This is a genomic window from Ramlibacter sp. GS1-15, from assembly GCF_057785015.1.
The window spans coordinates 181,699-206,601 of record NZ_JBYNTU010000002.1 but is presented as its reverse complement, the minus strand read 5'-3'; the positions used below and the strand labels follow the sequence as shown (position 1 = coordinate 206,601).

The following is a 24,903-nucleotide window of genomic DNA, read 5'->3' as shown; positions in this document are numbered from 1 at the left end:
AGGAGCGAGGAATGCCGATGTTCGACTGGACGCAGCGGTCCCACGACGTGCTGCAGCAAGGCGGGGTGATCGCCCCCGACGAGCGACTGCCCTGGCCGCAGACCGCGGCGATGGGCGTGCAGCACGTGATCGCGATGTTCGGCGCGACGGTGCTCGCGCCCATCCTCATGGGTTTCGATCCCAACATCGCGATCCTCATGAGCGGCATCGGCACGCTGGTGTTCTTCCTGGTCACCGGCGGCAAGGTGCCGAGCTACCTCGGCTCGAGCTTCGCCTTCATCGGCGTCGTGATCGCCGCCAGCGCCTATGCCGGCAAGGGCCCGAACACGAACATCGGCGTGGCCCTCGGCGGCATCATCGTGTGCGGCATCGTGTACGCCGTCATCGGCGGCATCGTCCACGCGATCGGCACGGCATGGATCGAGAAGCTGATGCCGCCGGTCGTCACCGGCGCGGTCGTCGCGGTGATCGGCCTGAACCTCGCCGGCATCCCCGTCAAGAACATGGCCGCCAGCAACTTCGACTCGTGGATGCAGGCCGTGACCTTCGTGTGCGTCGGGCTGGTCGCCGTGTTCACGCGCGGCATGGTGCAGCGCCTGCTGATTCTCGTGGGCCTGGTGATCGCGAGCATCGTGTACGCCATCCTCGCCAACGGGCTCGGGCTGGGCAAGCCGCTGGACGTGTCCGGCATCGCGAACGCCGCCTGGATCGGCGCGCCCTCGTTCGCCGCGCCGGTGTTCGACGGCGGCGCGATCCTGCTGATCGCGCCGGTGGCCGTGATCCTCGTCGCCGAAAACCTCGGCCACATCAAGGCCGTGACGGCGATGACCGGCCGCAACCTCGACCAGTACATGGGGCGCGCGTTCATGGGCGACGGCCTCGCCACCATCATCAGCGGCTCGGTCGGCGGCACCGGCGTCACCACCTACGCCGAGAACATCGGCGTGATGGCCGCGACCAAGATCTATTCCACGGCGGTGTTCGTCTTTGCCGCCGCGATCGCCATCGTGCTCGGCTTCTCGCCGAAGTTCGGTGCCGTGATCCAGGCGATCCCGCTACCGGTGATGGGTGGCGTGTCGATCGTGGTGTTCGGCCTGATCGCCGCGGCCGGCGCGAAGATCTGGGTCGACAACCGCGTGGACTTCTCGCAAAACCGCAACCTGATCGTCGCCGCGATCACGCTGGTGCTCGGCACCGGCGACTTCACGCTCGCGTTCGGCGGCTTCAAGCTGGGCGGCATCGGCACCGCCACCTTCGGCGCCATCGTCCTGTACGCGCTGCTCAATCGCGGCCACATCAACACCGCGCCGCTCGTTGCGGGCGCCGACCGGCCGACCTGATCGTTACTCGCTGGAAGCGCGGGCCAGGCGCTCGCTCTTCCAGTAGACGTCGTCGCCGCCCTGCGCGCGATTGAGCACGCGCGCCAGCACGAACATCAGGTCGCTCAGCCGGTTGAGGTACTGGCGTGGCGTTTCACGCAGCGGCTCGGCGCGGCCGAGTGCGACCACGGCGCGCTCGGCACGGCGCGCGACCGTGCGGCACACGTGCGCTTGCGCGGCCGGGCGATTGCCTGCGGGCAGGATGAACTCTTCCAGCCTCGGCAGCCGCGCGTTGTGCGTGGCGAGCGCGTCGTCGAGCGCGGCCACCGCATCGGTCTTGAGCAATTCGAAGCCGGGGATGGACAGCTCGCCCCCGAGGTTGAACAGCTGGTGCTGAATGTCGACCAGCAGTTCGCGCACCTCGGGCGGCAGCGTCTCGCACAGCAGCAGGCCGAGGTGCGAGTTGAGCTCGTCCACCTCGCCCATCGCGTGCACGCGCAGGCTGTCCTTGGGCACGCGCGTGTTGTCGCCGAGGCCGGTGGTGCCGTCGTCGCCGGTGCGCGTGGCGATCTGCGTGAGGCGCTTGCCCATGGAACGAGTCTCCTGAAGAACGTCCTCACGATTGTGCGCCAGCGCAGGGGAAGGGGTCCTACAGCAACTGGCGGCGTTGGCTCCGCCGCAAGCGATGCGCCCGGAGCAAGCATCCGGCCAGGAGCCGTCCATGAAACCACGCCACCTCAGCGGCATCGCGCTCGCCTGCGCAGTTGCTTTCAGCGTGCCGGTCGCCGACGCGCAGCAGAGAAAGGTCGCGCCGGCGACCCAACCGGCACGCCAGGCTCCGGCACCGGGTGTCAGCACGTTCGGCCTGCCGAATCCCGCCGGCCTGAGGTCGCCCGTCCCCGCCGGCCTGACACCGCCGGGCTCGCCCAGCCTGGCCCCGCCGGGCGCGCCGAACCTGTCCTCCCCCGGCACCGCGCCGGGCAGTCCCGCGATCGACGCCGGCATCGCCGCGCCCACCACGACTGGCGGCGGTGCCGCGGTGATCTTCATCCAGCAGTCGCAGACCGGGGCCAATGCGATGGGCGGCCCGCCGGCGCCGCGTGGCCCGTATTCCGCCGTGGACATCGCGCGGGCGTTTCTTGAGGCGGACACGAATCACGATGGCGAGCTGTCGCGCGCCGAAGCGCAGCGCATCGCCCTCCCGGTGCCCTTCGACGAACTGGACCGCAACCATGATGGCTTGCTGTCCCGCTTCGAATACGAGGATGCGTTCCGATGATGCGATCGCGTCCTGCATTCCTCTTCGCGACGGCCTTCTGCGTGATGGCGGCCCACGCGCAGACGCCGGGCACCGCGGCCGCCGTGCCGCCCGCACCAGCCGCTTCGCAGCCGGTGGCTCCGGCGCCCATGTCGCAACCGCTGCCGCCGAGCCGCTGGACACCGGCGCAGATCCGCGAGGCCTTCGAGCTCGCCGACGTCAACAGCGACGGCCAGGTCACGCGGGCCGAGGCCCAGCGATTGCCCATCCTGCCCCGCAGCTTCGAGGAGGCCGACGCCAACAAGGACGGCGTGCTCACGCTCGACGAGTACGAGGCCTCGTTCTCGCCCTGACTTAAACTGGGCGGATGAACGCTCCCACTGCCCTCACGCATCTCGTGCCCGAAATCCACCCGCGCGAGGTGCCGCCCGCGCTGCTGCAGGCGCTGGCCCGGCGATTCGGCGCGAATTGCTCGACGGCGATGGCGGTGCGCGAGCAGCACGGCCGCGACGAATCGTCGTTCGAAGCCCCGCCCCCGGCCGCCGTCGTGTTCGCCGAAAGCACGCAGGACGTCGCCGACGCGGTGAAGCTCGCGGCGCAGTACGAGACGCCGGTGATCCCCTTCGGTGTCGGCTCCTCGCTCGAGGGCCACCTGCTCGCCGTGCAGGGCGGCATCAGCATCGACGTGAGCCGCATGAACCAGGTGCTGTCGGTCAACGCGGAGGACCTCACGGTCACCGTGCAGCCCGGCGTCACGCGCAAGCAGCTCAACGAGGAGATCAAGAGCACGGGCCTGTTCTTTCCGATCGACCCGGGCGCCGATGCGACCATCGGCGGCATGAGCGCGACGCGCGCCAGCGGCACCAACGCCGTGCGCTACGGCACGATGCGCGAGAACGTGCTGGCGCTGGAAGTGGTGACGGCCAGCGGCGAGGCGATCCGCACCGGCACGCGCGCCAAGAAGTCGAGCGCGGGCTACGACCTCACGCGCCTGTTCGTCGGCAGCGAAGGCACGCTGGGGGTGATCACCGAAGTGACGGTGCGCCTGTACCCGCTGCCGGAGGCGGTGTCGGCCGCCATCTGCTCGTTCCCCAGCATCGAGGCCGCCGTGCGCACGGTGATCCAGACCATCCAGCTCGGCGTGCCGATCGCGCGGGTGGAACTGATCGACCACAACACGGTGCGCATGGTCAACGCGCACAGCAAGCTGAACCTGCGCGAAGAGCCGATGCTGCTGATGGAGTTCCACGGCTCGCCCGCGGGCGTGAAGGAGCAGGCCGAGATCGTGCAGGAGATCGCCTCCGAGCACGGCGGCCAGGCCTTCGAGTGGGCGACGACGCCCGAAGAGCGCACCCGCCTGTGGACCGCGCGGCACAACGCGTACTTCGCGGCCATCCAGTCGCGTCCCGGCTGCCGCGCGATTTCCACCGACACCTGCGTGCCGATCTCGCGCCTGGCGGACTGCCTGCTCGACTCGGTGAAGGAAGCCGACGACAGCGGCCTGCCCTATTTCCTCGTCGGCCATGTCGGCGACGGCAACTTCCACTTCGGCTACCTGCTCGACCCGCACGACCCGAAGGAGCGCGAGACCGCCGAGCGGCTCAATCATCAGCTGGTCACGCGCGCCTTGAGCCTGGGCGGCACCTGCACCGGCGAACACGGCGTCGGGCTGCACAAGATGGATTTTCTGGTCGCCGAAACCGGCGCCGGCGCGATCGAGACGATGCGCGCGATCAAGCGCGCGCTCGACCCGAAGAACATCATGAACCCCGGGAAGATCTTCAGCCTCTGAGCCGGTCGATCAGCCCGTTCAGTTCTTCCAGCGAGGCGAACTGGATCGCGACTTCGCCCATCTCCTCGCTGCGGCCGTTGCGCTTGACGCGCTTCTTCACGCGCACTTCCACTTCGGCCGTGAGCAGGTCCGACAGTTCCTCCTCGACCCGGCGCAGGTCGCGCGACTTCTCGGGCTTGGGCTTCGGCGAGGTCAACGCGAACTCGGCGCCGAGCTTCTTGACGAGCGCCTCGGCCTCGCGCACCGACAACTTCTTCGCGGCGATCTGATTCGCCGCCGTGACCTGGGCGGCGCGCTCGAGCGCGAGCAGCGCGCGCGCGTGGCCCATGTCGATGTCGCCCGCCATCAGCATGGTCTGCACCTGGTCCGTGAGGTTCAGCAATCGCAGCAGGTTGCTGGCGGCGCTGCGTGAGCGACCCACCGCCTGCGCAGCCTGCTCGTGCGTCAGGCCGAACTCCTTCACGAGGCGCTGCAGGCCGTGGGCCTCTTCCAGCGGATTGAGGTCCTCGCGCTGGATGTTCTCGATCAGCGCCATCGCGGCGGCCGACTCGTCCGGCACGTCGCGCACGAGCACCGGCACGCTGTCCAGGCCCGCGATCCGGGCGGCGCGGAAACGCCGCTCGCCGGCGATGATTTCGTACTTGCCCGCGTGGGCGCCGGTCCCGAGCTTGCGCACGAGGATCGGCTGCATGATGCCCTGGGCCTTGATCGATTCGGCCAGCTCGTAGAGCGCGCCCTCGTCCATGCGCGTGCGCGGCTGGTACTGGCCCGGCACCATGTCGTCCAGCAGCAGGGACGCCGGCAGGCCGGGGTTGGTGCCTGGTGCGTCGGCCGCGCTTTCGTTCACCGTGGGGCCGAGCAATGCCTCGAGCCCGCGCCCGAGTCCCTTGGGTTTCTTGGTCACCATCTTCGTTCAGTCTTTCATCAGGTCCTGCAGCAGGACGTGGCCTTCGGGCCAGCTCGCCAGCCCGGACTCGGCATTGAGGTGTCCCGCCGCGCCGTATTCCATGAATTGCGACGCCCAGGCATGCGCGAACAGGCGCGCACGCTCCAGGGCGCAGAAGGGGTCATTGCTGCTGGCGACGGTCACGGTGGGGAAGGCCAGCGGCGCCAGGTCGATCGGCGACCAGGTCGGCAACCGCTCGCGCCACTGGGGTTGCTCGACATCCGCCGGCGCGACCAGCAAGGCCGCCTTCACCCGGTGCGTGTTGAGCGAGCGCGCCGACCACGCCGCTGCGAGGATACAGCCGAGGCTGTGCGCGACCAGCACGCAGGGCTCGTCGCGCGTGAGCACAGCGTCTTCCAGGCGCGCCAGCCAGTCGCCGCGCAACGGCCGCGACCAGTCGTGCTGCTCGACACGGGCGTAACCATGGCGTTGCTCCCACAGCGTCTGCCAGTGGTCCGCACCGCTGTTCTCCCAGCCCGGGAGAAGCAGGACGTTGGAGGATTTCATGCTCTCTTTTTTATAGCAAAGCGCTGGCAGCTCACATCTTCTTGATGCGCTCGACCATCTCGCGCGCGAAGTCCACATAGGACTGGCTGCCGCGCGCGGCCGCATCGAACACCACGCCCGGCAGGCCGTAGCTCGGCGCCTCGGCCAGGCGCACGTTGCGCGGGATCACCGTGTCGAACACCTTGTCGCCGAAATGCGCCTTGAGCTGGTCGCTCACCTGCTGCTGCAGGGTGATGCGCGGGTCGAACATCACGCGCAGCAGGCCGATGATCTGCAGGTCCTTGTTCAGGTTGGCGTGCACCTGCTTGATGGTGTTGACCAGGTCCGTCAGGCCCTCGAGCGCGAAGTACTCGCACTGCATCGGCACGATCACGCCGTGCGCCGAGCACAATCCGTTGAGCGTCAGCATCGACAGCGACGGGGGGCAGTCGATCAGGACGAAGTCGTAGTCCTGCGCGACGGCGGCCAGCGCGGACTTCAGCCGCTGGTCGCGCCGTTCCACTTCGACCAGTTCGACCTCGGCGCCGGCCAGATCGCGGTTGGCACCGAGCACGTCGAAGCCGCATTTCTCGCTGCGCACGCGCGCTTCGGCGACCGAGGCGGATTCCAGCAGCACGTCATAGATGGACAGCGCCAGGCTGCGCTTGTCCACGCCCGAACCCATGGTCGCATTGCCCTGCGGATCGAGATCGACCATGAGCACACGCTGGCCGACCTTGGCCAGCCCGGCGGCCAGGTTCACGGTCGTGGTGGTCTTGCCGACCCCGCCCTTCTGGTTGGCGATGCAGAAGATCTTCACTTGCTGATCGCCAATTTGATGCCGAAGCCGAGCAGGAAGGTGCCGGCGACCTTCTCCAGCACGCGGCCGATCAGCGGATTGGCCCGCATGCGTTCGGCGAGATGGTGCGTCAGCAGCACGACGATCAACCCGTAGAGGAACGTGAGCGTGGCGATGGTCAGGGCCATCGCTGCAAAGGTAGCCAGGCCTTGGTGCCGGGCCGGATCGACGAACAGCGGAAAGAACGCCATGTAGAAGACGATCGCCTTGGGGTTGAGCAGTGTGATCAGCGCGGCCTGCCGGAAGTAGTGGCGCGGCTGGATATTCAAGATCGGCTTGGCACCGGGCTTGGCCAGCAGCATCTTCGCGCCGAGCCATGCAAGATAGGCGGCGCCCAGCCATTGCACGGCGTGAAAGGCCGTGGGATAGGCGATCAGTAGAGCGGCCACGCCGGCCACGGCCGCCCACATCAGCACCTGGTCGCCGGCGATCACGCCCAGCGTCGCCGCCAAGCCACCACGGATCCCTCCCTTGCCGGTCGAGGTGATCAAGGCCAAGTTCCCCGGCCCCGGGATCGCCAGAAAAACGATGATCGCGACGACGAAAGCGCCGTAGTCCGCAACGCCAAACATGAATCCCCCCGAAAGTGTCCGGCCGAGTTTACGTTAGGCAGTGCGGCGCCTGAGCCACAACAGGCAGCGTTCGGCATCCAGGCCGGGCACCTCTAGCTGTTCCACGTGAAACAGTTCCACTCCGGTCGGCAAAGCGGCCACTTCGTCGGCGGGATATTTGCCCTTCATCGCCAGCCAGACGCCGTCACTTGCCAGCGCGCCGTCCGACCAACGTACGAAATCGGGCAAGGAGGCGAAGGCCCGCGAAGTCACCAGGTCGTACGGCGACGCCAGTTGCTCGACCCGGGCATGGATGCCACGCAGGTTCGGCAGCCGCAGGGTCGCCGCAGCCTGCTGGATGAAGGCCGCCTTTTTCGCCACCGCATCGACGCAGTCGACCGCGATTTCAGGACAGGCGATCGCGATCACCACGCCGGGCAGCCCACCACCCGAGCCGACATCCAGCAAGCGCCGAGGCTCGCCGCCGGTGGCCCTGCGCAGCGGCGGCAACACCGCAGCGGAATCCAGGATGTGGTGGCTCAGCACGTCCTCGGGCCGACGAAGCGCCGTGAGGTTGTAGACCCGCGTCCATTTCAGGAGCAACTGGGCGAACTCGAGCAACTGTCCGACCTGACTGCCGGCAAGTTCGACTCCCAGCGCGGCCAGACCGGCCCGCAGCTCGCCTTCCAGCGGCGCCATGTCAGGCCGTAGCGCGGCCGCCCTGATGGGCCGGCTCGGCAAAGCCCCTGAAGCGGCCCTTCTTCAGGTGGATCAGCAGCAGCGAGATCGCCGCCGGCGTCACCCCGGAGATCCGGGAAGCCTGGCCCAGCGTTTCGGGCCGGTGGCGGCTCAGCTTCTGCCGCACCTCGATCGATAGCGCCGTGACCTGCATGTAGTCCAACTCGGGCGGCAGCTTCAGGTGCTCATACTGGGCGGCCCGCTCGACCTCATCCTTCTGGCGCTCGATGTAGCCGGCGTACTTTGACGCGATCTCCACCTGCTCGACCACCGTGCCGTAGGCGTCACCCAGCGTTTCACGTGAAACATCGCGGGTCGCGACGGCACCCCCGCGCAACGTCATCAGCGCTTCGTAACGCACGTCGGGCCGGCGCAGCAGGTCGGCCAGGCTGTGCTCGTGCTCGATCACCTTGCCTAGCACCCGCTCCGATTCGGCCGCGGCGATCACGCGCGGGTTCACCCAGACCGAACGCAGCCGCTGCAGCTCGCGTTCGATCGCGTCCCGCTTGCGGCCGAAGGCGTCCCAGCGCGCGTCATCGACCAGCCCGAGCCGGCGACCGGTCTCGGTCAGCCGCAAGTCGGCGTTGTCCTCCCGCAGTTGCAGCCGGAACTCGGCCCGGCTGGTGAACATCCGGTAGGGCTCGGTCACGCCCTTGGTGACCAGGTCGTCGGCCAGCACGCCGAGGTAAGCCTCATCGCGCCGCGGCACCCAGCTTTCCTGGCCGAGGCACTGCAGCGCCGCGTTCGCGCCGGCGAACAAGCCTTGCGCCGCGGCCTCCTCGTAGCCCGTCGTGCCGTTGATCTGGCCGGCGAAGAACAGGCCGCGGATGGCCTTAGTCTCGAAGCTCGCGCTCAGTCCGCGCGGATCGAAATAGTCGTACTCGATCGCATAGCCGGGCCGCAGGATGTGGGCGTTCTCCAGCCCGGGAATGGAGCGCACCAGCGCGTACTGGATGTCGAACGGCAGGCTGGTCGAGATCCCGTTCGGGTAGATCTCGTTGGTGGTCAACCCTTCCGGCTCCAGGAAGATCTGGTGGCTGTCCTTACCGGCGAAGCGGTTGATCTTGTCCTCGACGCTCGGGCAGTAGCGCGGCCCCACCCCTTCGATCTTGCCGGTGAACATCGGGCTGCGATCGAAGCCGGAGCGGATGATCTCGTGCGTGCGCTCGTTGGTGTGCGTGATCCAGCAGGGCACCTGGCGCGGATGCATGTCGGCGCGGCCCATGAAGCTGAACACCGGCACCGGGTCCAGGTCACCGGGCTGCTCCTCGCATTTCGTGAAGTCGATGGTGCGGCCATCGATACGCGGCGGCGTCCCGGTCTTCAGGCGCCCTTGCGGCAGCTTCAGCTCCTTCAGGCGCGCCGACAGGCTCACGGCAGGCGGGTCGCCCGCCCGCCCGGCCTGGTAGTTGTTCAGCCCGACGTGGATGCGGCCGTCGAGGAAGGTCCCGGCCGTGAGGACCACCGCGCGACCGCGAAAGCGAATGCCCACTTGCGTGACGGCACCCACCACCCGGTCACCTTCGAGCATCAGGTCATCGACCGCCTGCTGGAACAAGGTGAGGTTCGGCTGGTTCTCGAGCCGGCGCCGGATCGCCGCCTTGTAGAGCACCCGGTCGGCCTGCGCGCGGGTGGCCCGAACGGCCGGCCCCTTGGAGCTGTTGAGTATGCGGAACTGGATGCCGCCTTCATCGGTGGCCAGCGCCATCGCGCCGCCGAGCGCGTCCACTTCCTTGACCAGGTGCCCCTTGCCGATCCCGCCGATCGAGGGGTTGCAGCTCATTTGCCCGAGCGTCTCGATGTTGTGCGTGAGCAGCAGGGTCTTGCACCCCATGCGCGCGGACGCGAGCGCAGCCTCGGTCCCGGCGTGGCCGCCGCCGACTACGATGACGTCGAATTCCTCGGGATAGAGCATGGGGGTCGCGCGCAGGGAACCCGTGATTTTACCGGCGGGGGCATTTCCGCGCCGGGTAAGATGGCTCGGCCCATGCGTGTCTACAACCCACCTGCACGGCCACCCGTACATCGAGGTCGACCAGCTCCTCAAGGGCGCCTGAGCCGATGAAGCTCCTCGTCTTCGCCGGCAGCACGCGCGCCGGCTCCTGGAACCGCAAGCTCGCGCACGTGGTCGCGCGCATGGCCGTCGCCTCCGGCGCCGAGGTCACGCACATCGAGCTCGCGGATTTCGACGTGCCGATGTACAACGCCGACCTCGAGGCGCGCGGCACGCCGCCCGACGTGATGCGCCTCAAGCGGATCTTCCACGAGCACCCGGCCTGGATCGTCTGCACGCCCGAATACAACGCCAGCTACCCGGCGCTGCTCAAGAACACGCTCGACTGGATCTCCAGCCCCGTCAAGTCCGACCCGGTGTGGAACGACGATTTCCGCTCGACGCGCGGCAAGGTCGTGGGCGTGCTCAGTGCCTCCCCCGGCGCGCTCGGCGGCCTGCGCTCGCAAAGTCACCTCGTGCCGCTGCTCTTCAACCTGCATTGCTGGGTCTGCCCCAAGGTCTACGGGCTCAGCCGCGCAGGCGATGCGTTCGACGCGCAGGGCGAACTCGTCGCCGAATCGGCCAGGAAGAACGTGCAGGCCGTGATCGACCAGGTGATGTGGGCCGCCGCGCGATTGGCGCCCTGACCAGGCCGGTCCACAATGGCATCCCGTCCCGAGGAGAACATCATGGAAATCGCATCGCTGAAGCAGGTCGTCAGTGCCGAAGAATGGCAGTTGCGCGTCCAGCTCGCCGCCTGCTACCGGCTGGTCGCGCTGTATGGCTGGAGCGACCTGGTGTTCACGCACATCAGTGCGCGCATTCCCGGGCCCGAGCATCACTTCCTCATCAACCCGTACGGGCTGATGTTCGACGAGATCACCGCGTCGTCCCTCGTGAAAGTGGACCAGGACTGCAACAAGGTGATCGACTCGCCCTTCCCCGTGAACCCGGCGGGCTTCACGATCCACAGCTGCATCCACCAGGTGCGCGAGGACGCGGGCTGCGTGCTGCACACGCACAGCCGCGCCGGCGTCGCGGTGAGCGCGCAAAAGGGCGGCGTGCTGCCCATCAGCCAGCAAAGCACCTTCGTGCTGGCCTCGCTGGCGTACCACGACTACGAAGGCGTGGCGCTGCGCGACGATGAGAAGCCGCGGTTGCAGCGCGACCTCGGCGACAGGAACTTCCTCATGCTGCGCAACCACGGGCTGCTCGTGGTGGGCAAGACCATTCCCGACGCGTTCCTCAACATGTACGTCTTCGAGAACACCTGCCGCATCCAGATCGATGCGCAGGGCGGCGGCGAGCTGGTGTACGTGAACCCGAAAATCCTAGATGGCATGGCGCAGGTCCTGAAGACCGTCACCGCGGGCCAGGGCGCGAACATCGCGTGGCCGGCCCTCTTGCGCAGGCTCGAACGCAGCGACCCGAGCTACAAGACCTGAGCGCGCGGGACGCTACTTCCCGAACAGGCCTTTCAGCGCGTCGCCCAGCTTGTCGCCGGCCTTGGCGCCCCCGGCGGTGCCGACGCCGGGCGCGATCGCGGTGCCGATCGCCGCGCCCAGCAGCGCGCTGCGGCTCAAGCTGACCTCGGGCGCGTCGAGGGTGCCCCCGACCATCAAGGGCACGCCGAGCGCCGTGCCCGCCACCTTCTCCGCGAGATTGACGTTGACGCTGCCGGACAAGTGCTTGTCGGCGGCCATTGCCACATTGCCCGTGGCCGACAGCGCGCCCGAGGAGGCGACCAGGTTGTGCAGCTCCGCCGCGCGCCCGCGCGTCACCAGCTGGCCGGCCAGCGTATCGAGGCGCGTCTCGCCACTGCGGTTGATGCCCACGGTCTTGACCGCCTGCGCGAGGTCGATGCCGTGCACCACGGCATCCCGCACGGTGAACCGGGTCTGTGTCTGCAGCACGTCGGCAACGGCGCCGAGGTCGCGCAGGTTGGCCTGCAGGCTGGTGTGCGCCTCCAGCAAGCCGGTCATCGTGCGGCTCGGTGCGGTGAAGTAGCCGACCTCCACGTTCGCCGTGTCGAACTCGCCCTCGAGCAGCGGGTCGCCCCGGGTTGTCTTGCCGGCCCTGAACCTGCCCTTGATGGTGCCGCCGCCGATACGTCCGTCCAATAGCCACTGGTTGGTACCGCGATCGAGTTTGGCCTTGACGCCCTGCCAGCGGCCCTGCGTCACCGCGAAGTCGACGTGCTCCGGCAGGCCATCGTCGTCGTCCATGTTGGCGGTCGCATTCACGACGTTGCGCGCGCCCTTGCTGTCGACCCAGGTGACCTGCTCCAGCACGACGCGCCGCGGCAGCATGACGCTGCCCGAATCCGCCGCCCCGGACGGCTTCTTCCCCTTCGCGTCCTGTGGATGCGCCTTCCGATAGGCCGCCGATACCGCCGCGATCGCGTCCTGCGGCACCACGGCGTTGCGCACGTACAGCGTCGCGATCTCCAGCCTCTTCTGCAGCAAGGCCGACCACACGGGCCGCGCCTCGATGCGCTCGAAGGTCAGCGCCGGCTTGCTCCTGACCTGCACCCGGTCGACGGCCACGCCGGGCAACGGAAACACGTCGACCGACAGCGCGCCCAGTTCGACCGGCACGCCGGCCGCCGCCGAGATCTCGCGCGAGACGCGCACGCGGAAATTCTCGCTGCCGACCCAGGTGTGCAGCGCGAAGGCGATTGCAGCGATCAGGACAACGACCAGGGCGACGACCGCCAGCAACCCCTTGAGCACACGATTCATGCCGACGATTGTCGCGATTCCCGCCGACGGCAGGAATCGGTACGCGCCGCTAGCATCGCAGAATCGCCACACGCGAAAGTATCAACTCTGCCATGAAGCTTTACCACTCTCCCGGCGCCTGCTCGCTGTCGGCGCACATCGCCTTGCGCGAAGCCGGGCTGGCGTTCGAGCCGGTGCGCGTGCCCACCAAGACACACCAGCTCCCCGACGGCACCGACTACTACAGCATCAACCCGCTCGGTTACGTGCCGCTGCTCGAACTCGACGACGGCACCCGATTGCGCGAAGTGCCGGTGATCCTGCAATACATCGCCGACCTCGTGCCCACGAGCAACCTGGCGCCGGCGGCCGGCACGCTGCAGCGCTACCGCCTGCAGGAGTGGCTCGCCTTCACCAGCAGCGAGCTGCACAAGAGCTATTCGCCGGTGTTCAACCCGAACCTGCCGGAGGAAACGCGGAGATTCTTCCGTGACAAGCTCGCCGCCCGCTACCGCTGGGTGGACGGCGAACTCGCCGGCCGCGAGTTCCTGCTCGCGGAACACTTCACCGTCGCCGACGCTTACCTCTTCGTGGTGACGCGCTGGGCCTCGTCAGCGAACATCGACCTCGCAGGCCTGTCGAACGTGCAGGCGCACCACGAGCGCATTCGCATGCGCCCCGCCGTGCAGGAGGCGATGCGCGCCGAAGGACTGATCAAGTAGGTCGCCCGCGATGCCCACGCTTTTCGATCCGATCCAGGTCGGCCCCTGGCGGCTGCCGAACCGTATCGTGATGGCGCCGCTCACCCGCAACCGTGCGCCCGTCGACGCGATCCCGACAGCGCTGATGGCCGAGTACTACGCACAGCGCGCCAGCGCGGGCCTCATCATCAGCGAAGCGACGGCGATCAGTGCGCAGGGCCAGGGTTACGCGCATGTGCCGGGGCTGTACAGCACCGAGCAGCTCGACGGCTGGCGGCGCGTGACCGATGCGGTGCACGAGCGCGGCGGGCGCATCGTCTGCCAGCTCTGGCATGTGGGCCGCATCTCGCACGTCGACCTGCAGCCCGAGCACCAGAAGCCGGTCGCACCGTCACCGATCACGGCCAAGGCCAAGACCTTCCTCATTTCGGCCGACGGCGGCGGCCGCTTCGTGCCGGTGTCCGAGCCGCGCGAACTCGATGCCTCCGAGATCCCGGGCATCGTGCACGACTTCCGTCACGCGGCCCGCCACGCCCTGACCAGCGCCGGCTTCGACGGCATCGAGGTGCATGGCGCGAACGGTTACCTGCTCGACCAGTTCCTCAAGAGCGGCACCAACCAGCGCAGCGACGACTACGGGGGCTCGATCGAGAACCGCGCGCGGCTGCTGCTCGAAGTGATGCGCACGATCGCCGAGGAAATCGGCGGCGAGCGTGCCGCGCTGCGCGTCGCGCCCGTCACGCCGGCCAACGACATCGTCGACGACGACCCGCAGCGCCTGTTCGACCACGTCATGAAGGAGCTGGCGCCGTTGAAGCTGGCATACGTGCACGTGATCGAGGGCGCGACCAGCGGCCCGCGCCAGGTGGAAGGGCGCCCCTTCGATTACCGAGCGATGCGCTGGGCCTACCAGGAGGCCGGCGGCGAAGGCGCGTGGATGGTCAACAACGGCTACGACCGCGAGATGGCCGAACGCGCCGTGGCCCAGGGCGATGCGGACCTCGTCGCCTTCGGCAAGCTCTACATCGCGAACCCGGACCTGGTCGAACGCTTGCGCGCGAATGCGCCGCTCAACGAAGCCGACCGCGCGACGTACTACGGTGGCGACGCGAAGGGGTATACCGACTATCCGTTCCTGCCAAAGGCCAGCTTCAGCGCCACGTGAGCGGGCCCGCGCCCATCTCGCGCGCGCGCATTTCTTCCTCGTCACGGATCTGGCGCAGGTCTTCCTTCGTGCGCGATGTGCGCAACGTGCGGTTCACGCCGCGGCCCACCGAGCTGACCTGCGTGGGCGTATAGCGGGCGCCGAAGGCTTCGCGCTGGGCACGCACCATGGAGTTCTCGAGCACGATGGCGCCGCTGCTCTCGCGCTCCTCGGCCGGCAGCGGGCTGACGTCCGTCATCACCGCCGGCGTCGATTGCGCGATCGGGCTCGAATGCGATTGCGATTGCGCGAACGCACCCGTCGCGGCCAGCAAGGCGGCAACGAGAACGGTGCGCTGGATGGAAGAGCTTTTCATGTCGGACTGGTCCTTTGATCCATGCTGCGCCCGCCCCACCCCATCCGCGATGGCCGCAACCGCCCTCCTGCGGTAGGAAGGCTCCCACAGTCGCGTTCTTTACACATCGGCTACGCAGGCTCAATCGCGGCGATACACACCGCCGCCACAGTTGCATCATGGAAAGGAAAGGACTTGCCATGACATTCACCCCCAGAACAATCGCCCTCGCCGCGGTGCTCGCCGCTTGCGGCATGGCCGCGCAGGCGCAGACGCTGCCCGCGCCGACCGCGGGCGGACAGCCCCCGGCGGGCATGCACGAGCGCCACGGCCAACCCGATCCCGCCCGCATGCAGGAACGCATGCAAAAGCACATGGAGAGCCTCAAGCGCATCCTGCAGATCACCCCGGCCCAGGAGGGCGCGTGGAACGCCTGGACCGCCGCGATGACGCCGTCCCCGCAAGCGATGCAGCAGCGCCGCGCCGCCCGCCAGGAACTCGCGCGCCTCACGACACCGGAGCGCATCGACCGCATGCGACAGCTGCGCGCCCAACGCAGCGCTGAGATGGACAGGCGCGCCGACGCCACCAAGACCTTCTACGCGCAACTGACGCCGCCGCAGCAGAAGGCCTTCGACGAGGTGTCGCTGCGCTTCATGGGCGGCCGCGGCGGACACCGCCATCACGGCATGTGACAGCGCTGCCGTATAGTGCGGCGCGATGCAGCGCTATGCGGCCTTCCTGCGGGGCGTGAGCCCCATGAACCTCAAGATGCCCGAGCTCGCGAAAGCCTTCGAGAGCGCGGGCTTCTCGCAGGTGAAGACACTGCTGTCCAGCGGCAATGCCGTGTTCTCGGCGCCGCGCGCATCGGAAGCGACGCTGCAGCGCCGGGCCGAAGCCGCCCTGCACGCGCAGCTCGGCAAGAGCTTCATGACCTTCGTGCGCAGCATCGAGCACCTGCAGGAGCTGATCGATGCCGATCCCTTCGCCGCCTTCCGCCTGACCGCCGGCAGCAAGCGCGTCGTGACCTTCCTGCACGAGGCACCGGCGGACTTCCCGAAACTCCCGGTCCAGCTCGACGACGCGCGACTGCTCGCCCTCCATGGGCGCGAACTCTTCAGCGCCTACGTCCCCGGCCCGAAGGGTCCGGTGTTCATGCAGCTCATCGAGAAACATTGCGGCAAGGCGCAGACCACGCGCACCTGGGACACGGTGCGCAAGACCTGCACCGCGGGCGCGGGCTGACCTAAACTCAAGCGCATGGACGTGCGCAAGGGCCAGGCGCCCCCGTTGATCGAGCGTGACGAGTTCCACCGCCGCTTCGTGCAGGTGTTCCACGACCCCGCGTTCCAGGCCGAATCGGCAACGCTGGCGCGACTGGAAGACATCGCGTGGCAGGCCTACCACGAGGAGCGCAAGTCGCCGATCAAGCGCAAGGCCGGCCCCGGCTTTGCCGATCCCGATTTCGAGCTGTCCGTCGAGTGGCTGGAAACCCGCGAGCGCCTGATCGCAGCGCAGGCGCGCTGGTCGCTTCCCGAGACGCCCCCGCGCGTGCTGCTGGTGTGCGGCGCCTCGCGCAACGACGGCACCTGCCCCGGCGAGATGTCCAAGACCTGGCGACTGACGCAGCTCGCGCGCGAGGTGCTCGAGGCGCAGTCGCTCGAGGTGGACCTGCTGGACCTGAGCCTGCTCGCCTCCGACTACGACCGCCACATCCATCCGTGCAAGGCCTGCGTCTCCACGGCGATGCCCCTGTGCCACTGGCCGTGCAGCTGCTATCCCAATCACGGCCTGCGCCAGACCGGGGACTGGATGGCGGAGATCTACGAGAAGTGGGTCAGCGCGCACGGCGTGCTGCTCGTCACGCCGGTGTACTGGTACCAGGTGGCGAGCCCGCTCAAGCTGATGATGGACCGCCTCGTCTGCGCCGACGGCGGCAATCCCGACCCGACCAGCACCCACGGCAAGCATGCGGACCAGGCGAAGGCGCTCGAACTGGCGGGCTGGCCTTATCCGCAGCACCTCAAGGGCCGCGTCTACGGCGTGGTGGTGCATGGGGACGTCGGCGGCATCGACGGCACGCGGCGCGCGCTCACCGACTGGCTGGACTGGATGGGGCTGATCGACGCGGGTTTCAGCGCCCGGCTCGAGCGCTACATCGGCTATTACGAGCCTTACGCCACGAGCCACGAGGCACTGGATCGCGACACCGCCGTGCAGGACGAAGTGCGCAACGCGGCGCGTGCCGTCGCGATCGGCGTCGCCGAGATGCGCGCCGGCCGATTGAAATCGCCCGACCGCCGCCTGGAGCGGCCACGCAAGAAGTGAAGATGCCTCAGAACTGCCTGGCGTAACGCAGCTGCAGGAAGTTCTCGCCCGGGTTGGGCTCCTTGATGCCGGCGTTCGAGACGTGCACCGCCCGCAGGCCCAGTTCATGTTCGCGATGCGCCCCGAAGCTGAGGCCGACGCCGATCACGTCGTGGAAATTGAAGCGCGTCGAGAACTGCTTGTCATCGCGCCGGTACAGCCGGTCCAGGTAGGACGCGCCTATGCCGCCTTCGACGAACCAGTTGGAGCGGCCGTGCTCGAAGCGATAACGCACCACGGGCAGCACGCCGACCTGCGTGAGGCTCTGGCGCTCGCCGCCGGCGACTTTCGAGCTCCAGGGACTCACGAAGACTTCGGTCATCCCGGTCCATTCGCCGCTGTGACTCGCGCGCTGCCACGCCCAGGGCCACGCCACGCCGGCGCTGACACTGTGGGTTGCGTGCGCGCTGCCAGCTCCCGCAACGAAGACCGTGGACGGCGCATCGAAGGCCTGCGCACCCCCTGCGACCAGTACGCTGGCAAACACCACGAGGCACGGCAGTTTCTTCATCGTGGGCACAGTGTGGCGAACCTGTGCAAGCCCGTGGGGCCGTGGGGATAAAAAAATGAAGCCGGCGGCAGCGCCGTGCGGGCGCGCCTGCACCAAAAAGCGGCGGCGTCCTACGCCCGAGAGGCCCCTCCTGTCCACGACGGCCAGCGACACCAAGACAGCTTGGCGTCCTACACCCCCCGATCCAGCCCGGCAGTAAAAGAAATACTCTTGCCGTCCGAGAGATTCGAGCATGACCGAGACCGTACCCACGGCCCCGGCGTTGACCGTGATGACAGTCAACATCCACAAGGGGTTCACCGCCTTCAACCGCAAGTTCATCCTGCCTGAGCTGCGGGATGCCGTGCGCAAGGTCGGCGCGGATGTGGTGTTCCTGCAGGAAGTGCTGGGCCACGTGGGCCAGCACAAGCGCGGGTCCTGGGACGAGCCGCACTACGAGTTCCTTGCCGATGAGATCTGGCCGCAGTACGCGTACGGCCGCAACATGGTGTACCCCAAGGGGCATCACGGCAACGCCGTGATGTCGAAGTTCCCGATCGTGCAGTACCAGAACCACGACGTCTCGGTGGCCGGGCCGGAAAAGCGCGGCATGCTCCATTGCGTGCTGCGCGTGCCGGGCCATGCGCTGGACGTGCACGCGATCTGCGTGCACCTGGGCCTGGCGGAATCGCATCGGCAGCAGCAGATCGATTTGCTGTGCGACATCGTGCGCAGCGAAGTGCCGCAGGACGCGCCGCTGGTGGTGGCGGGCGACTTCAACGACTGGCGCCGCCGCGTGCACGAGATCCTGGAGCGCGAGGTCGGCCTGAAGGAAGTGTTCGTCAGCGCCTATGGCGAGGCAGCCAAGACCTTTCCCTCGCGCTTTCCCCTGCTGTCGCTGGACCGCATCTATGTGCGCAACGCCTCGGTGCACCTGCCGGTCGTGCTGCCGCGCAAGCCCTGGTCGCACCTGTCGGACCACGCGCCACTGGCCGCCGAGATCCACCTCTGAATGAACGAAAGGCGGGCCCCGAATGAAGTCCAGGTGGATCGACGGCAACGACATCCGCCTCCTCGAGAACGGTGAGGAGTTCTTTCCGCGCGTGTTCGCCTGCATCGCGAACGCGCGCAAGGAGGTCGTGCTCGAGACCTTCATCCTGTTCGAGGACACCGTCGGCCGGCAGCTGCACCAGGTGCTGGTGGCAGCCGCCCGGCGCGGCGTGCAGGTCGACGTCACCGTCGACGGCTTCGGCTCGCCCGACCTGTCCGACGACTTCATCCATGAGCTCACGGCCGCGGGCGTGCGTGTGCACGTGTTCGACCCGGGCAAGCGCCTGCTCGGCTGGCGCATGAACATGCTGCGCCGCATGCACCGCAAGATCGTGGTGGTGGACGGCCAGCTCGCCTTCGTCGGTGGCATCAATTTCTCGGCCGACCACCTGATGGAACACGGCCCGGAGGCCAAGCAGGACTATGCCGTGGAGATCCGCGGCCCGCTGGTGGCGGAGATCCAGCGCTTCACGCACGCCGCATTGGCGCAAGGCCAGCGCTACCAGCGCGTGCGCCACTGGCTGCGCTGGCGCCGCCGCCTGCGCGTGCATGCCCATGACCTGGCGCCCCAGGGCTCGGCCACGGCGATGTTCGTCGTGCGCGACAACGGCGAGCATCGCAGCGACATCGAACGCCACTACCGCGTGGCGATCCGCACCGCGCGCAGGCGCATCGTCATCGCCAATGCCTATTTCTTCCCGGGCTACCGCTTCATCCGCGACCTGCGGCACGCCGCCCGGCGCGGCGTGGACGTGCGCCTCATCCTGCAGGGCCAGCCCGACATGCCGATCGTCAAGACCGCGGCCAGCATGCTCTACCACCGCCTGCTGGCGGCGGGCGTGCGCATCTACGAATACTGCGAGCGGCCGCTGCACGGGAAGATCGCCCTGATGGACGACCACTGGGCGACCGTGGGCTCGAGCAACCTCGATCCGCTGAGCCTGGCGCTGAACCTCGAGGCCAACGTCATCATCCGGGACCGCATGTTCAACCACCACATGCACCAGAGGCTGCTGGACATGATGCGCTGCAGTTGCAACGAGATCACGCTGGAGCAGCTGGGCGAGCTCAAGGGGTGGGCGCTCATCCGCAGCTTCTTCGCCTACCACTTCGCCCGCCGGTACCCGGGCTGGGCTTCGTGGCTGCCGCGGCATGTGCCGCGCCTGCTGCCGGCGCGCGCCGACCACCTCGATCCCGTGTACGAACACGGGCCCAAGGAGTGATCCCATGCCGATGCGCGACCTGCCCCGCAATGCGCTGGTCAAGCCCCGGCCCAAGCGTGCGCGGCCGGCGCACGGCCATCCCGACCACTGGATGTCCAGCCGCTGGTGGCCGTGGACCAAGCACGCGCTCACGGGCCTGTTCTTCGTGGCCGTCGCGTACCTGCTGGCGCGCTACGCCAGCCATCTCCACTGGGACGAGGTGCTCGACTCCGTGCAGGAAACGCCGCCACCGGTGCTGGCCCAGGCCTTGGCACTCGCGGGCGCCAGCCATCTGCTTTACAGCTGCTTCGACCTGATCGGGCGGCGCTACACCGGCCACGCGCTGCCCACCGGCACGGTGATGCTGGTGAACTTCGTCAGCTACGCCTTCAACCTGTGCATCGGCTCCATCGTCGGCGGCGTGGGCTTCCGCTATCGCCTCTATTCGCGACTCGGCCTGAAGAACGGCGTGATCACGCGCATCGTGTCGATGAGCATGTTGACCAACTGGCTGGGCTACAAACTGCTCGCCGGGTTGCTGTTCATCATCCACCCGCTGCAGTTGCCGCCGTCGTGGCACATGGGCAACCATGGCCTGCAGTGGGTGGGCGCGCTGCTGGTGGCGATCTCCGCCGGCTATCTCGCCGCCTGCGTGTACTGGGGCGACCATGTGTGGAACTGGCGTGGCCACGAGCTGTACCTGCCGCCCTGGCGCATGGCGCTGGTGCAGTACGTCATCTCGTGCGTCAACTGGTGCCTGATGGCCGCGATCATCTGGGTGCTGCTGGGCGAGCGCATCCACTACGCCGACGTCCTCACGGTGCTGCTGATCGGCGCGATCGCCGGCGTGATCGCGCACGTGCCGGCGGGCCTGGGCGTGTTCGAGTTCGTGTTCGTCGCGCTGCTGTCGCACGTGGTGAGCGAGGAGCGCCTGATCGGCGCGCTGCTCGGCTACCGGGCGATCTACTACATCCTGCCGCTGCTCGTCGCGTCGCTCGTCTACCTGTACATGGAAGTGCACGCGAAGCACAGGCGGCGCATCTTGCGCCTCAGGGAAGGCGAGGCCTAGAAAATGTTCGCCCCCACGCTTCTCAGTTCGTGTAGTGCGCTGCCCCCCAAGGGGGCCTCAGCCTCCTTCGGGCGGCCGTGCGGAGGCTGAATGGAAGCGCGGCTCGCGGGCGAAACCGACCTGGCGGGATTCCGCGAGGAGGCCCGGGCGCTGCTCGCGCACCAGGTGCCGCCCGAGGCCGTGCAGTGGGAGACCGCGCAGGCGCAGAACGCCGACTACTACGCCGACCCGCTGTCGCCCGCCGAGCGCGCCCATGGCGCGCCGAAAGCGGCATCGGCCATCGTGCCCGCCTCGTTCCTGCGCCTGTGCGAAGTGGTGGTGCTGCACCACGACCCGGACCGTTTCGCGCTGCTGTACCGGCTGCTGTGGCGCCTGGTGCACGAGCCCTCGCTGCGCAACGACGCGATCGACCCCGACATGCTGCACGCCCACCAGATGGGCCAGTCGGTGCGGCGCGACATCCACAAGATGAAGGCCTTCGTGCGCTTCCGCGAGATCGACATCGGCGCGGCGCAGCCGCTGCAGGTCGCGTGGTACGAGCCGACGCACCACATCCTGCAGGCCGTCGCGCCCTGGTTCGCCAAGCGCGTGCCGCAGGGGCGCTGGGCGCTCTTCACGCCGCAGGGCTCGGTCGAATGCGACGGGCAGAAATTGCACTTCGGCCCCGGCCTGCCCAGAAGCGACGCGCCCTTGCCCGACGCGCCGGGCAGCGACTGGCTCGCGGCCTACCGCCGCGTCTTCGGCGAGCGGGCGATCGCCGTCAACGATGCCACCCTCGGATGAGCGAAGCGGACGTCATCGCGATCACGTCGCTGGACGAGCTGAAGGCCGCGACGATGCGCTGCCGCGAGTGCCCGATCGGCGAATTCGCCACGCAGTCGGTGATCGGCGAAGGCGGCACGCGCGCGAAGCTGATGCTGGTGGGCGAGCAGCCCGGCGACCAGGAAGACCTGCAGGGCCATCCCTTCGTCGGGCCGGCCGGCAAGCTGCTGGCGCGCGCGCTCGAGGCGGCCGGCATCCCGCGCGACAAGGTGTTCGTCTCCAACGCCGTGAAGCACTTCAAGTTCGAGCTGCGCGGCAAGCGGCGCATCCACAAGACGCCGACGCAGCGCGAGGTCGCGGCCTGCCATCACTGGCTCGAGGACGAGGTCGCGATCGTGAAGCCGCAAGCCTTCGTCGCGCTCGGCGCCACCGCGGCGATGTCGCTGATGGGCCGGCGCGTGCCGGTGATGGCCGAGCGCGGCCACTGGCTGGAACGCGAGGACGGCCGCAAGGTGCTGGTGACGCTGCACCCGTCGGCGCTCCTGCGCGTGTTGCCGGACGAGCGCGACGCGGCGTTCGCGGCTTTCGTGAAGGACCTGTCGAAGGCCAGAAGCCTCTTCAAGTGACGGTCACTGGTTCGCCGTCTGCACGTCGTCCACGCCGTGGCGCGTGCGGTTCACCAGGCGCTTGATCGCATCCTTCAGCTTGCGCGCGGCGCTGCGCTGGTCCTTCTTGATGCCGCTGTCACGATCGCGCCTCACGACGTCCTTGTCGTCGCGCACGGCGCGCTGGTCGGCGGCGGCGTTGCTGGTCGCGCCCACCTGCGGCGGCGGCATCTCGGCGCCCTGCGCGGTGGAGCGAGGCTGCACGCTGATTTGCGGACGGTCCTGCCCTTGCGGTGCGATGCCACCCTGGGGCGGTCCGGCCATCGCACCGGTGCCAGCCTGCGCGCCCGCCAGCGCGGGACGGCCCTGGAACATGGCGCTCGAATCGGTGCGCTGGCCATGCGCGTTCGACAGCGTCAGCAAGGCGATCGCCAGCACGATGGCGACGGGTATCCAGTGATGCGGCGAGTGATAGCTTTTCATCGTGCGCTCCCGATGGTTCTCATGGCGAGTGTGGGGTTCGCAGCGAGCGTGTTCCATGTGCATTTCGCAACAGAATCTGTAGGACGCCACCGGCCGTGCGCTGCTAAGATGCGCCGCCTTGCGCCTCAGCTGTAGAAGTTTTGATGACCGTTGCCCTCGCAGGGCGTGCCCCTGCCACGTTCGAGATCAAGAGCGCGAACCTTCCGCTGGTCGCATTGCTCCTGAAATCCACAGACCTCGCCGCGCTCGCGGATGAATTGAAGGCGCGCTTCGCCGACATTCCCGATTTCTTCGACAACGACCCGCTGGTCGTCGACCTGTCGCCGCTGGGCGGCCAGGGCGAGGTCGACTTCGGCGAGCTGCTGCACCTGCTGCGTGGTTACCGCGTGATGCCGGTCGCGGTGCGCGGCGGCAGCGAGGCCCAGATGCAGGCGGCCGTGCTCAAGGGGCTCGCGGTCGCGAACGAGTTGCGGGTGATCGCGCCCAAGCCGGAAAGCAAGCCGTCCCTTCCCCAGCGAGGGAAGGAGGAAGAGGCGAAGCCCGCGTTGATCGTCGACAAGCCCCTGCGCTCGGGCCAGCAGGTTTACGCGCGCGGGCGCGACCTCGTCGTGATGAGCATGGTGAACGCCGGTGCGGAAGTCATCGCCGACGGCAACATCCATGTGTACGCGCCGCTGCGCGGCAAGGCCATTGCCGGCGCGAAAGGCAACACCGACGCCCGCATCTTCGCGCTCGCCCTCGAACCCGAACTCCTCTCCATCGCCGGCGTCTATCGCACCAGCGAGGTGCCCCTGCCCCTGGACGTGCGCGGCAAAGCCGGCCAGGTGCGCCTGGCGGGCGGCGCCGACGGCAAGCTGGTGATGGACCCCATCAAATAAACGCAAGGACTCCCATGGCAAGAATCATCGTCGTCACTTCCGGCAAGGGCGGGGTCGGCAAGACCACGACCAGCGCCAGCTTCGCCTCGGGCCTGGCGCTCGCGGGCCACAAGACGGCGGTCATCGACTTCGACGTCGGCCTGCGCAACCTGGACCTGATCATGGGTTGCGAGCGGCGCGTGGTGTACGACCTCATCAACGTGATCCACGGCGAGGCCAACCTGCACCAGGCGCTGATCAAGGACAAGCAGTGCGACAACCTGTTCGTGCTGGCCGCCTCGCAGACCCGCGACAAGGAGGCGCTGACCCGCGAAGGCGTCGAGAAGATCCTGCACGACCTCGCCGGCATGGGTTTCGAGTACATCGTGTGCGACTCGCCCGCCGGCATCGAGACCGGCGCGCTGATGGCGATGCACTTCGCCGACGAGGCGCTGGTGGTGACCAATCCCGAGGTGTCGTCGGTGCGCGACTCGGACCGCATCCTGGGCATGCTGTCGTCCAAGACCAAGCGCGCGATCGAGGCCAAGGAGCCGATCAAGGAGCACCTGCTGATCACGCGCTACAACCCGAACCGCGTCGACCAGGGCCAGATGTTGTCGCTGGAAGACATCCAGGACATCCTGCGCATCAAGCTGATCGGCGTCGTCCCCGAGAGCGAGGCGGTGCTGCAGGCCTCCAACCAGGGCCTGCCCGCGATCCACCTCAAGGGATCCGACGTCAGCGAGGCCTACAAGGACGTGATCGACCGCTTCCTCGGCGCGGACAAGCCGATGCGCTTCGTCGACCCGCAGAAGAACGGCTTCCTCAAGCGCCTGTTCGGGACGAAGTGACGCGATGGCATCGTTCCTCTCCTTCCTGCTCGGCGAAAAGAAGAAGACGGCCAGCGTCGCCAAGGAGCGGCTGCAGATCATCCTGGCGCACGAGCGCAACGGCCGCAATGCCGGCCAGCCCGATTACCTGCCCGCCCTGCAGCGCGACCTGGTGGCGGTGATCGGCAAGTACGTCAAGATCGACCCGCACGACATCAAGGTGCACCTGGACAAGCACGACAACCTCGAGGTCCTGGAGGTCAAGATCGAGCTGCCCGACGCGAAGTGAACTGACACCTCCGTTTTACGCAACGTCCGCCTTGACA

The 24,903-nt window shown here is 68.0% G+C and carries 30 protein-coding genes; 19 read left to right on the top strand and 11 right to left on the bottom strand.

Annotation, left to right across the window (positions count from 1 at the left end; translation table 11 throughout):
- Nucleotides 1-11: 11 nt before the first annotated feature.
- A complete protein-coding gene (locus tag AC3EF3_RS19995; RefSeq protein WP_488534017.1) occupies nt 12-1,340 on the top strand; it encodes a solute carrier family 23 protein in 1,329 nt (442 codons plus the stop codon).
- 3 nt (nt 1,341-1,343) lie between these two features.
- Here AC3EF3_RS19995 and AC3EF3_RS19990 read toward each other — a convergent pair whose 3' ends face one another.
- Nucleotides 1,344-1,910 (bottom strand): cob(I)yrinic acid a,c-diamide adenosyltransferase, encoded by a 567-nt coding sequence (locus AC3EF3_RS19990; protein ID WP_488534016.1) that lies wholly within the window; start codon nt 1,908-1,910, stop codon nt 1,344-1,346.
- Between the two features lie 130 nt (nt 1,911-2,040).
- Here AC3EF3_RS19990 and AC3EF3_RS19985 point away from each other — a divergent pair, with 130 nt between their 5' ends.
- Genes AC3EF3_RS19985 through AC3EF3_RS19975 form a run of 3 tightly spaced genes read left to right on the top strand, consistent with a single transcriptional unit; the run spans nt 2,041 to nt 4,369 of the window.
- Complete coding sequence (locus AC3EF3_RS19985) at nt 2,041-2,598, top strand: EF-hand domain-containing protein (protein WP_488534015.1); 558 nt, start codon at nt 2,041-2,043, stop codon at nt 2,596-2,598.
- Nucleotides 2,595-2,930, top strand: coding sequence for an EF-hand domain-containing protein (locus AC3EF3_RS19980; RefSeq protein ID WP_488534014.1), 336 nt, complete (start codon nt 2,595-2,597; stop codon nt 2,928-2,930). Before AC3EF3_RS19985 ends, AC3EF3_RS19980 begins: the two co-directional genes overlap by 4 nt.
- 14 nt (nt 2,931-2,944) lie before the next feature.
- Nucleotides 2,945-4,369: an FAD-binding oxidoreductase gene (locus tag AC3EF3_RS19975; protein ID WP_488534013.1), complete on the top strand. Its 1,425-nt coding sequence runs from the start codon at nt 2,945-2,947 to the stop codon at nt 4,367-4,369.
- Here AC3EF3_RS19975 and AC3EF3_RS19970 read toward each other — a convergent pair.
- The 6 genes from AC3EF3_RS19970 to mnmG are packed head-to-tail and all read right to left on the bottom strand — an operon-like array spanning nt 4,359 to nt 9,864.
- A complete protein-coding gene (locus AC3EF3_RS19970; RefSeq protein ID WP_488534012.1) occupies nt 4,359-5,276 on the bottom strand; it encodes a ParB/RepB/Spo0J family partition protein in 918 nt (305 codons plus the stop codon). The two genes, AC3EF3_RS19975 and AC3EF3_RS19970, sit on opposite strands and share 11 nt — an antisense overlap.
- Before the next feature lie 6 nt (nt 5,277-5,282).
- A complete protein-coding gene (locus tag AC3EF3_RS19965; RefSeq protein ID WP_488534011.1) occupies nt 5,283-5,822 on the bottom strand; it encodes an RBBP9/YdeN family alpha/beta hydrolase in 540 nt (179 codons plus the stop codon).
- Nucleotides 5,823-5,853: 31 nt separating this feature from the next.
- Nucleotides 5,854-6,621, bottom strand: coding sequence for a ParA family protein (locus tag AC3EF3_RS19960; protein ID WP_488534010.1), 768 nt, complete (start codon nt 6,619-6,621; stop codon nt 5,854-5,856).
- Entirely contained in the window at nt 6,618-7,232 is a 615-nt protein-coding gene (locus AC3EF3_RS19955; protein ID WP_488534009.1) for a LysE family translocator, read from the bottom strand. Before AC3EF3_RS19955 ends, AC3EF3_RS19960 begins: the two co-directional genes overlap by 4 nt.
- Before the next feature lie 33 nt (nt 7,233-7,265).
- Nucleotides 7,266-7,910: a 16S rRNA (guanine(527)-N(7))-methyltransferase RsmG gene (rsmG, locus tag AC3EF3_RS19950; protein WP_488534008.1), complete on the bottom strand. Its 645-nt coding sequence runs from the start codon at nt 7,908-7,910 to the stop codon at nt 7,266-7,268.
- A gap of 1 nt (nt 7,911) precedes the next feature.
- Nucleotides 7,912-9,864, bottom strand: coding sequence for a tRNA uridine-5-carboxymethylaminomethyl(34) synthesis enzyme MnmG (gene mnmG, locus AC3EF3_RS19945; protein ID WP_488534007.1), 1,953 nt, complete (start codon nt 9,862-9,864; stop codon nt 7,912-7,914).
- 146 nt (nt 9,865-10,010) lie between these two features.
- On the opposite strand from mnmG, the gene AC3EF3_RS19940 reads away from it, so the two are divergent.
- Nucleotides 10,011-10,589: an NADPH-dependent FMN reductase gene (locus AC3EF3_RS19940; RefSeq protein ID WP_488534006.1), complete on the top strand. Its 579-nt coding sequence runs from the start codon at nt 10,011-10,013 to the stop codon at nt 10,587-10,589.
- A 42-nt stretch (nt 10,590-10,631) separates the two neighbouring features.
- Entirely contained in the window at nt 10,632-11,387 is a 756-nt protein-coding gene (locus AC3EF3_RS19935; RefSeq protein WP_488534005.1) for a class II aldolase/adducin family protein, read from the top strand.
- Nucleotides 11,388-11,399: 12 nt separating this feature from the next.
- On the opposite strand, the gene AC3EF3_RS19930 is transcribed toward AC3EF3_RS19935, so the two are convergent.
- The gene (locus AC3EF3_RS19930; protein WP_488534004.1) at nt 11,400-12,683 is read right to left on the bottom strand and encodes an AsmA family protein; all 1,284 of its coding nucleotides are present in this window, start codon (nt 12,681-12,683) and stop codon (nt 11,400-11,402) included.
- 92 nt (nt 12,684-12,775) lie between these two features.
- On the opposite strand from AC3EF3_RS19930, the gene gstA reads away from it, so the two are divergent.
- Together gstA and AC3EF3_RS19920 are read left to right on the top strand one after the other, a co-directional pair.
- Nucleotides 12,776-13,384 carry a glutathione transferase GstA gene (gene gstA / locus AC3EF3_RS19925; protein WP_488534003.1) on the top strand — a complete coding sequence of 203 codons (609 nt, stop codon included), beginning with the start codon at nt 12,776-12,778 and terminating at the stop codon, nt 13,382-13,384.
- A gap of 10 nt (nt 13,385-13,394) precedes the next feature.
- Complete coding sequence (locus tag AC3EF3_RS19920; protein ID WP_488534002.1) at nt 13,395-14,528, top strand: alkene reductase; 1,134 nt, start codon at nt 13,395-13,397, stop codon at nt 14,526-14,528.
- Here AC3EF3_RS19920 and AC3EF3_RS19915 read toward each other — a convergent pair.
- A complete protein-coding gene (locus AC3EF3_RS19915; RefSeq protein ID WP_488534001.1) occupies nt 14,515-14,883 on the bottom strand; it encodes a hypothetical protein in 369 nt (122 codons plus the stop codon). The genes AC3EF3_RS19920 and AC3EF3_RS19915 overlap by 14 nt on opposite strands.
- Nucleotides 14,884-15,062: 179 nt before the next feature.
- On the opposite strand from AC3EF3_RS19915, the gene AC3EF3_RS19910 reads away from it, so the two are divergent.
- From AC3EF3_RS19910 to AC3EF3_RS19900, 3 genes are read left to right on the top strand one after another with little or no spacing between them, the layout of a single operon-like run.
- Nucleotides 15,063-15,557: a Spy/CpxP family protein refolding chaperone gene (locus tag AC3EF3_RS19910; RefSeq protein WP_488534000.1), complete on the top strand. Its 495-nt coding sequence runs from the start codon at nt 15,063-15,065 to the stop codon at nt 15,555-15,557.
- 25 nt (nt 15,558-15,582) lie between these two features.
- Nucleotides 15,583-16,107 carry a DUF1697 domain-containing protein gene (locus tag AC3EF3_RS19905; RefSeq protein ID WP_488533999.1) on the top strand — a complete coding sequence of 175 codons (525 nt, stop codon included), beginning with the start codon at nt 15,583-15,585 and terminating at the stop codon, nt 16,105-16,107.
- 15 nt (nt 16,108-16,122) lie between these two features.
- On the top strand, nt 16,123-17,190 hold the full coding sequence (locus AC3EF3_RS19900; RefSeq protein WP_488533998.1) for a flavodoxin family protein: 1,068 nt from the start codon (nt 16,123-16,125) through the stop codon (nt 17,188-17,190).
- A 7-nt stretch (nt 17,191-17,197) separates the two neighbouring features.
- On the opposite strand, the gene AC3EF3_RS19895 is transcribed toward AC3EF3_RS19900, so the two are convergent.
- Nucleotides 17,198-17,740: an acyloxyacyl hydrolase gene (locus AC3EF3_RS19895; RefSeq protein ID WP_488533997.1), complete on the bottom strand. Its 543-nt coding sequence runs from the start codon at nt 17,738-17,740 to the stop codon at nt 17,198-17,200.
- A 232-nt stretch (nt 17,741-17,972) separates the two neighbouring features.
- Here AC3EF3_RS19895 and AC3EF3_RS19890 point away from each other — a divergent pair, with 232 nt between their 5' ends.
- The 5 genes from AC3EF3_RS19890 to AC3EF3_RS19870 all read left to right on the top strand — a co-directional run bounded on the left by AC3EF3_RS19890 (nt 17,973) and on the right by AC3EF3_RS19870 (nt 22,428).
- Nucleotides 17,973-18,731, top strand: a complete 759-nt coding sequence (locus tag AC3EF3_RS19890) for an endonuclease/exonuclease/phosphatase family protein (RefSeq protein ID WP_488533996.1) — start codon at nt 17,973-17,975, stop codon at nt 18,729-18,731.
- A gap of 22 nt (nt 18,732-18,753) precedes the next feature.
- Nucleotides 18,754-19,992: a cardiolipin synthase ClsB gene (clsB, locus tag AC3EF3_RS19885; protein ID WP_488533995.1), complete on the top strand. Its 1,239-nt coding sequence runs from the start codon at nt 18,754-18,756 to the stop codon at nt 19,990-19,992.
- A 4-nt stretch (nt 19,993-19,996) separates the two neighbouring features.
- Nucleotides 19,997-21,040 (top strand): lysylphosphatidylglycerol synthase domain-containing protein, encoded by a 1,044-nt coding sequence (locus tag AC3EF3_RS19880; protein ID WP_488533994.1) that lies wholly within the window; start codon nt 19,997-19,999, stop codon nt 21,038-21,040.
- 90 nt (nt 21,041-21,130) lie between these two features.
- Nucleotides 21,131-21,823, top strand: a complete 693-nt coding sequence (locus AC3EF3_RS19875) for a TIGR03915 family putative DNA repair protein (protein ID WP_488533993.1) — start codon at nt 21,131-21,133, stop codon at nt 21,821-21,823.
- Nucleotides 21,820-22,428, top strand: a complete 609-nt coding sequence (locus AC3EF3_RS19870; RefSeq protein WP_488533992.1) for a UdgX family uracil-DNA binding protein — start codon at nt 21,820-21,822, stop codon at nt 22,426-22,428. The genes AC3EF3_RS19875 and AC3EF3_RS19870 overlap by 4 nt, the downstream gene beginning before the upstream one ends.
- Nucleotides 22,429-22,431: 3 nt before the next feature.
- On the opposite strand, the gene AC3EF3_RS19865 is transcribed toward AC3EF3_RS19870, so the two are convergent.
- The gene (locus AC3EF3_RS19865) at nt 22,432-22,890 is read right to left on the bottom strand and encodes a hypothetical protein (RefSeq protein ID WP_488533991.1); all 459 of its coding nucleotides are present in this window, start codon (nt 22,888-22,890) and stop codon (nt 22,432-22,434) included.
- 143 nt (nt 22,891-23,033) lie between these two features.
- Between AC3EF3_RS19865 and minC the strand changes: the two genes are divergently transcribed.
- The 3 genes from minC to minE are packed head-to-tail and all read left to right on the top strand — an operon-like array spanning nt 23,034 to nt 24,866.
- Nucleotides 23,034-23,768 (top strand): septum site-determining protein MinC, encoded by a 735-nt coding sequence (minC, locus tag AC3EF3_RS19860; protein ID WP_488533990.1) that lies wholly within the window; start codon nt 23,034-23,036, stop codon nt 23,766-23,768.
- 14 nt (nt 23,769-23,782) lie between these two features.
- Nucleotides 23,783-24,598, top strand: a complete 816-nt coding sequence (gene minD, locus AC3EF3_RS19855; protein WP_488533989.1) for a septum site-determining protein MinD — start codon at nt 23,783-23,785, stop codon at nt 24,596-24,598.
- Nucleotides 24,599-24,602: 4 nt separating this feature from the next.
- Complete coding sequence (gene minE / locus AC3EF3_RS19850) at nt 24,603-24,866, top strand: cell division topological specificity factor MinE (protein WP_488533988.1); 264 nt, start codon at nt 24,603-24,605, stop codon at nt 24,864-24,866.
- Nucleotides 24,867-24,903: the final 37 nt, after the last annotated feature.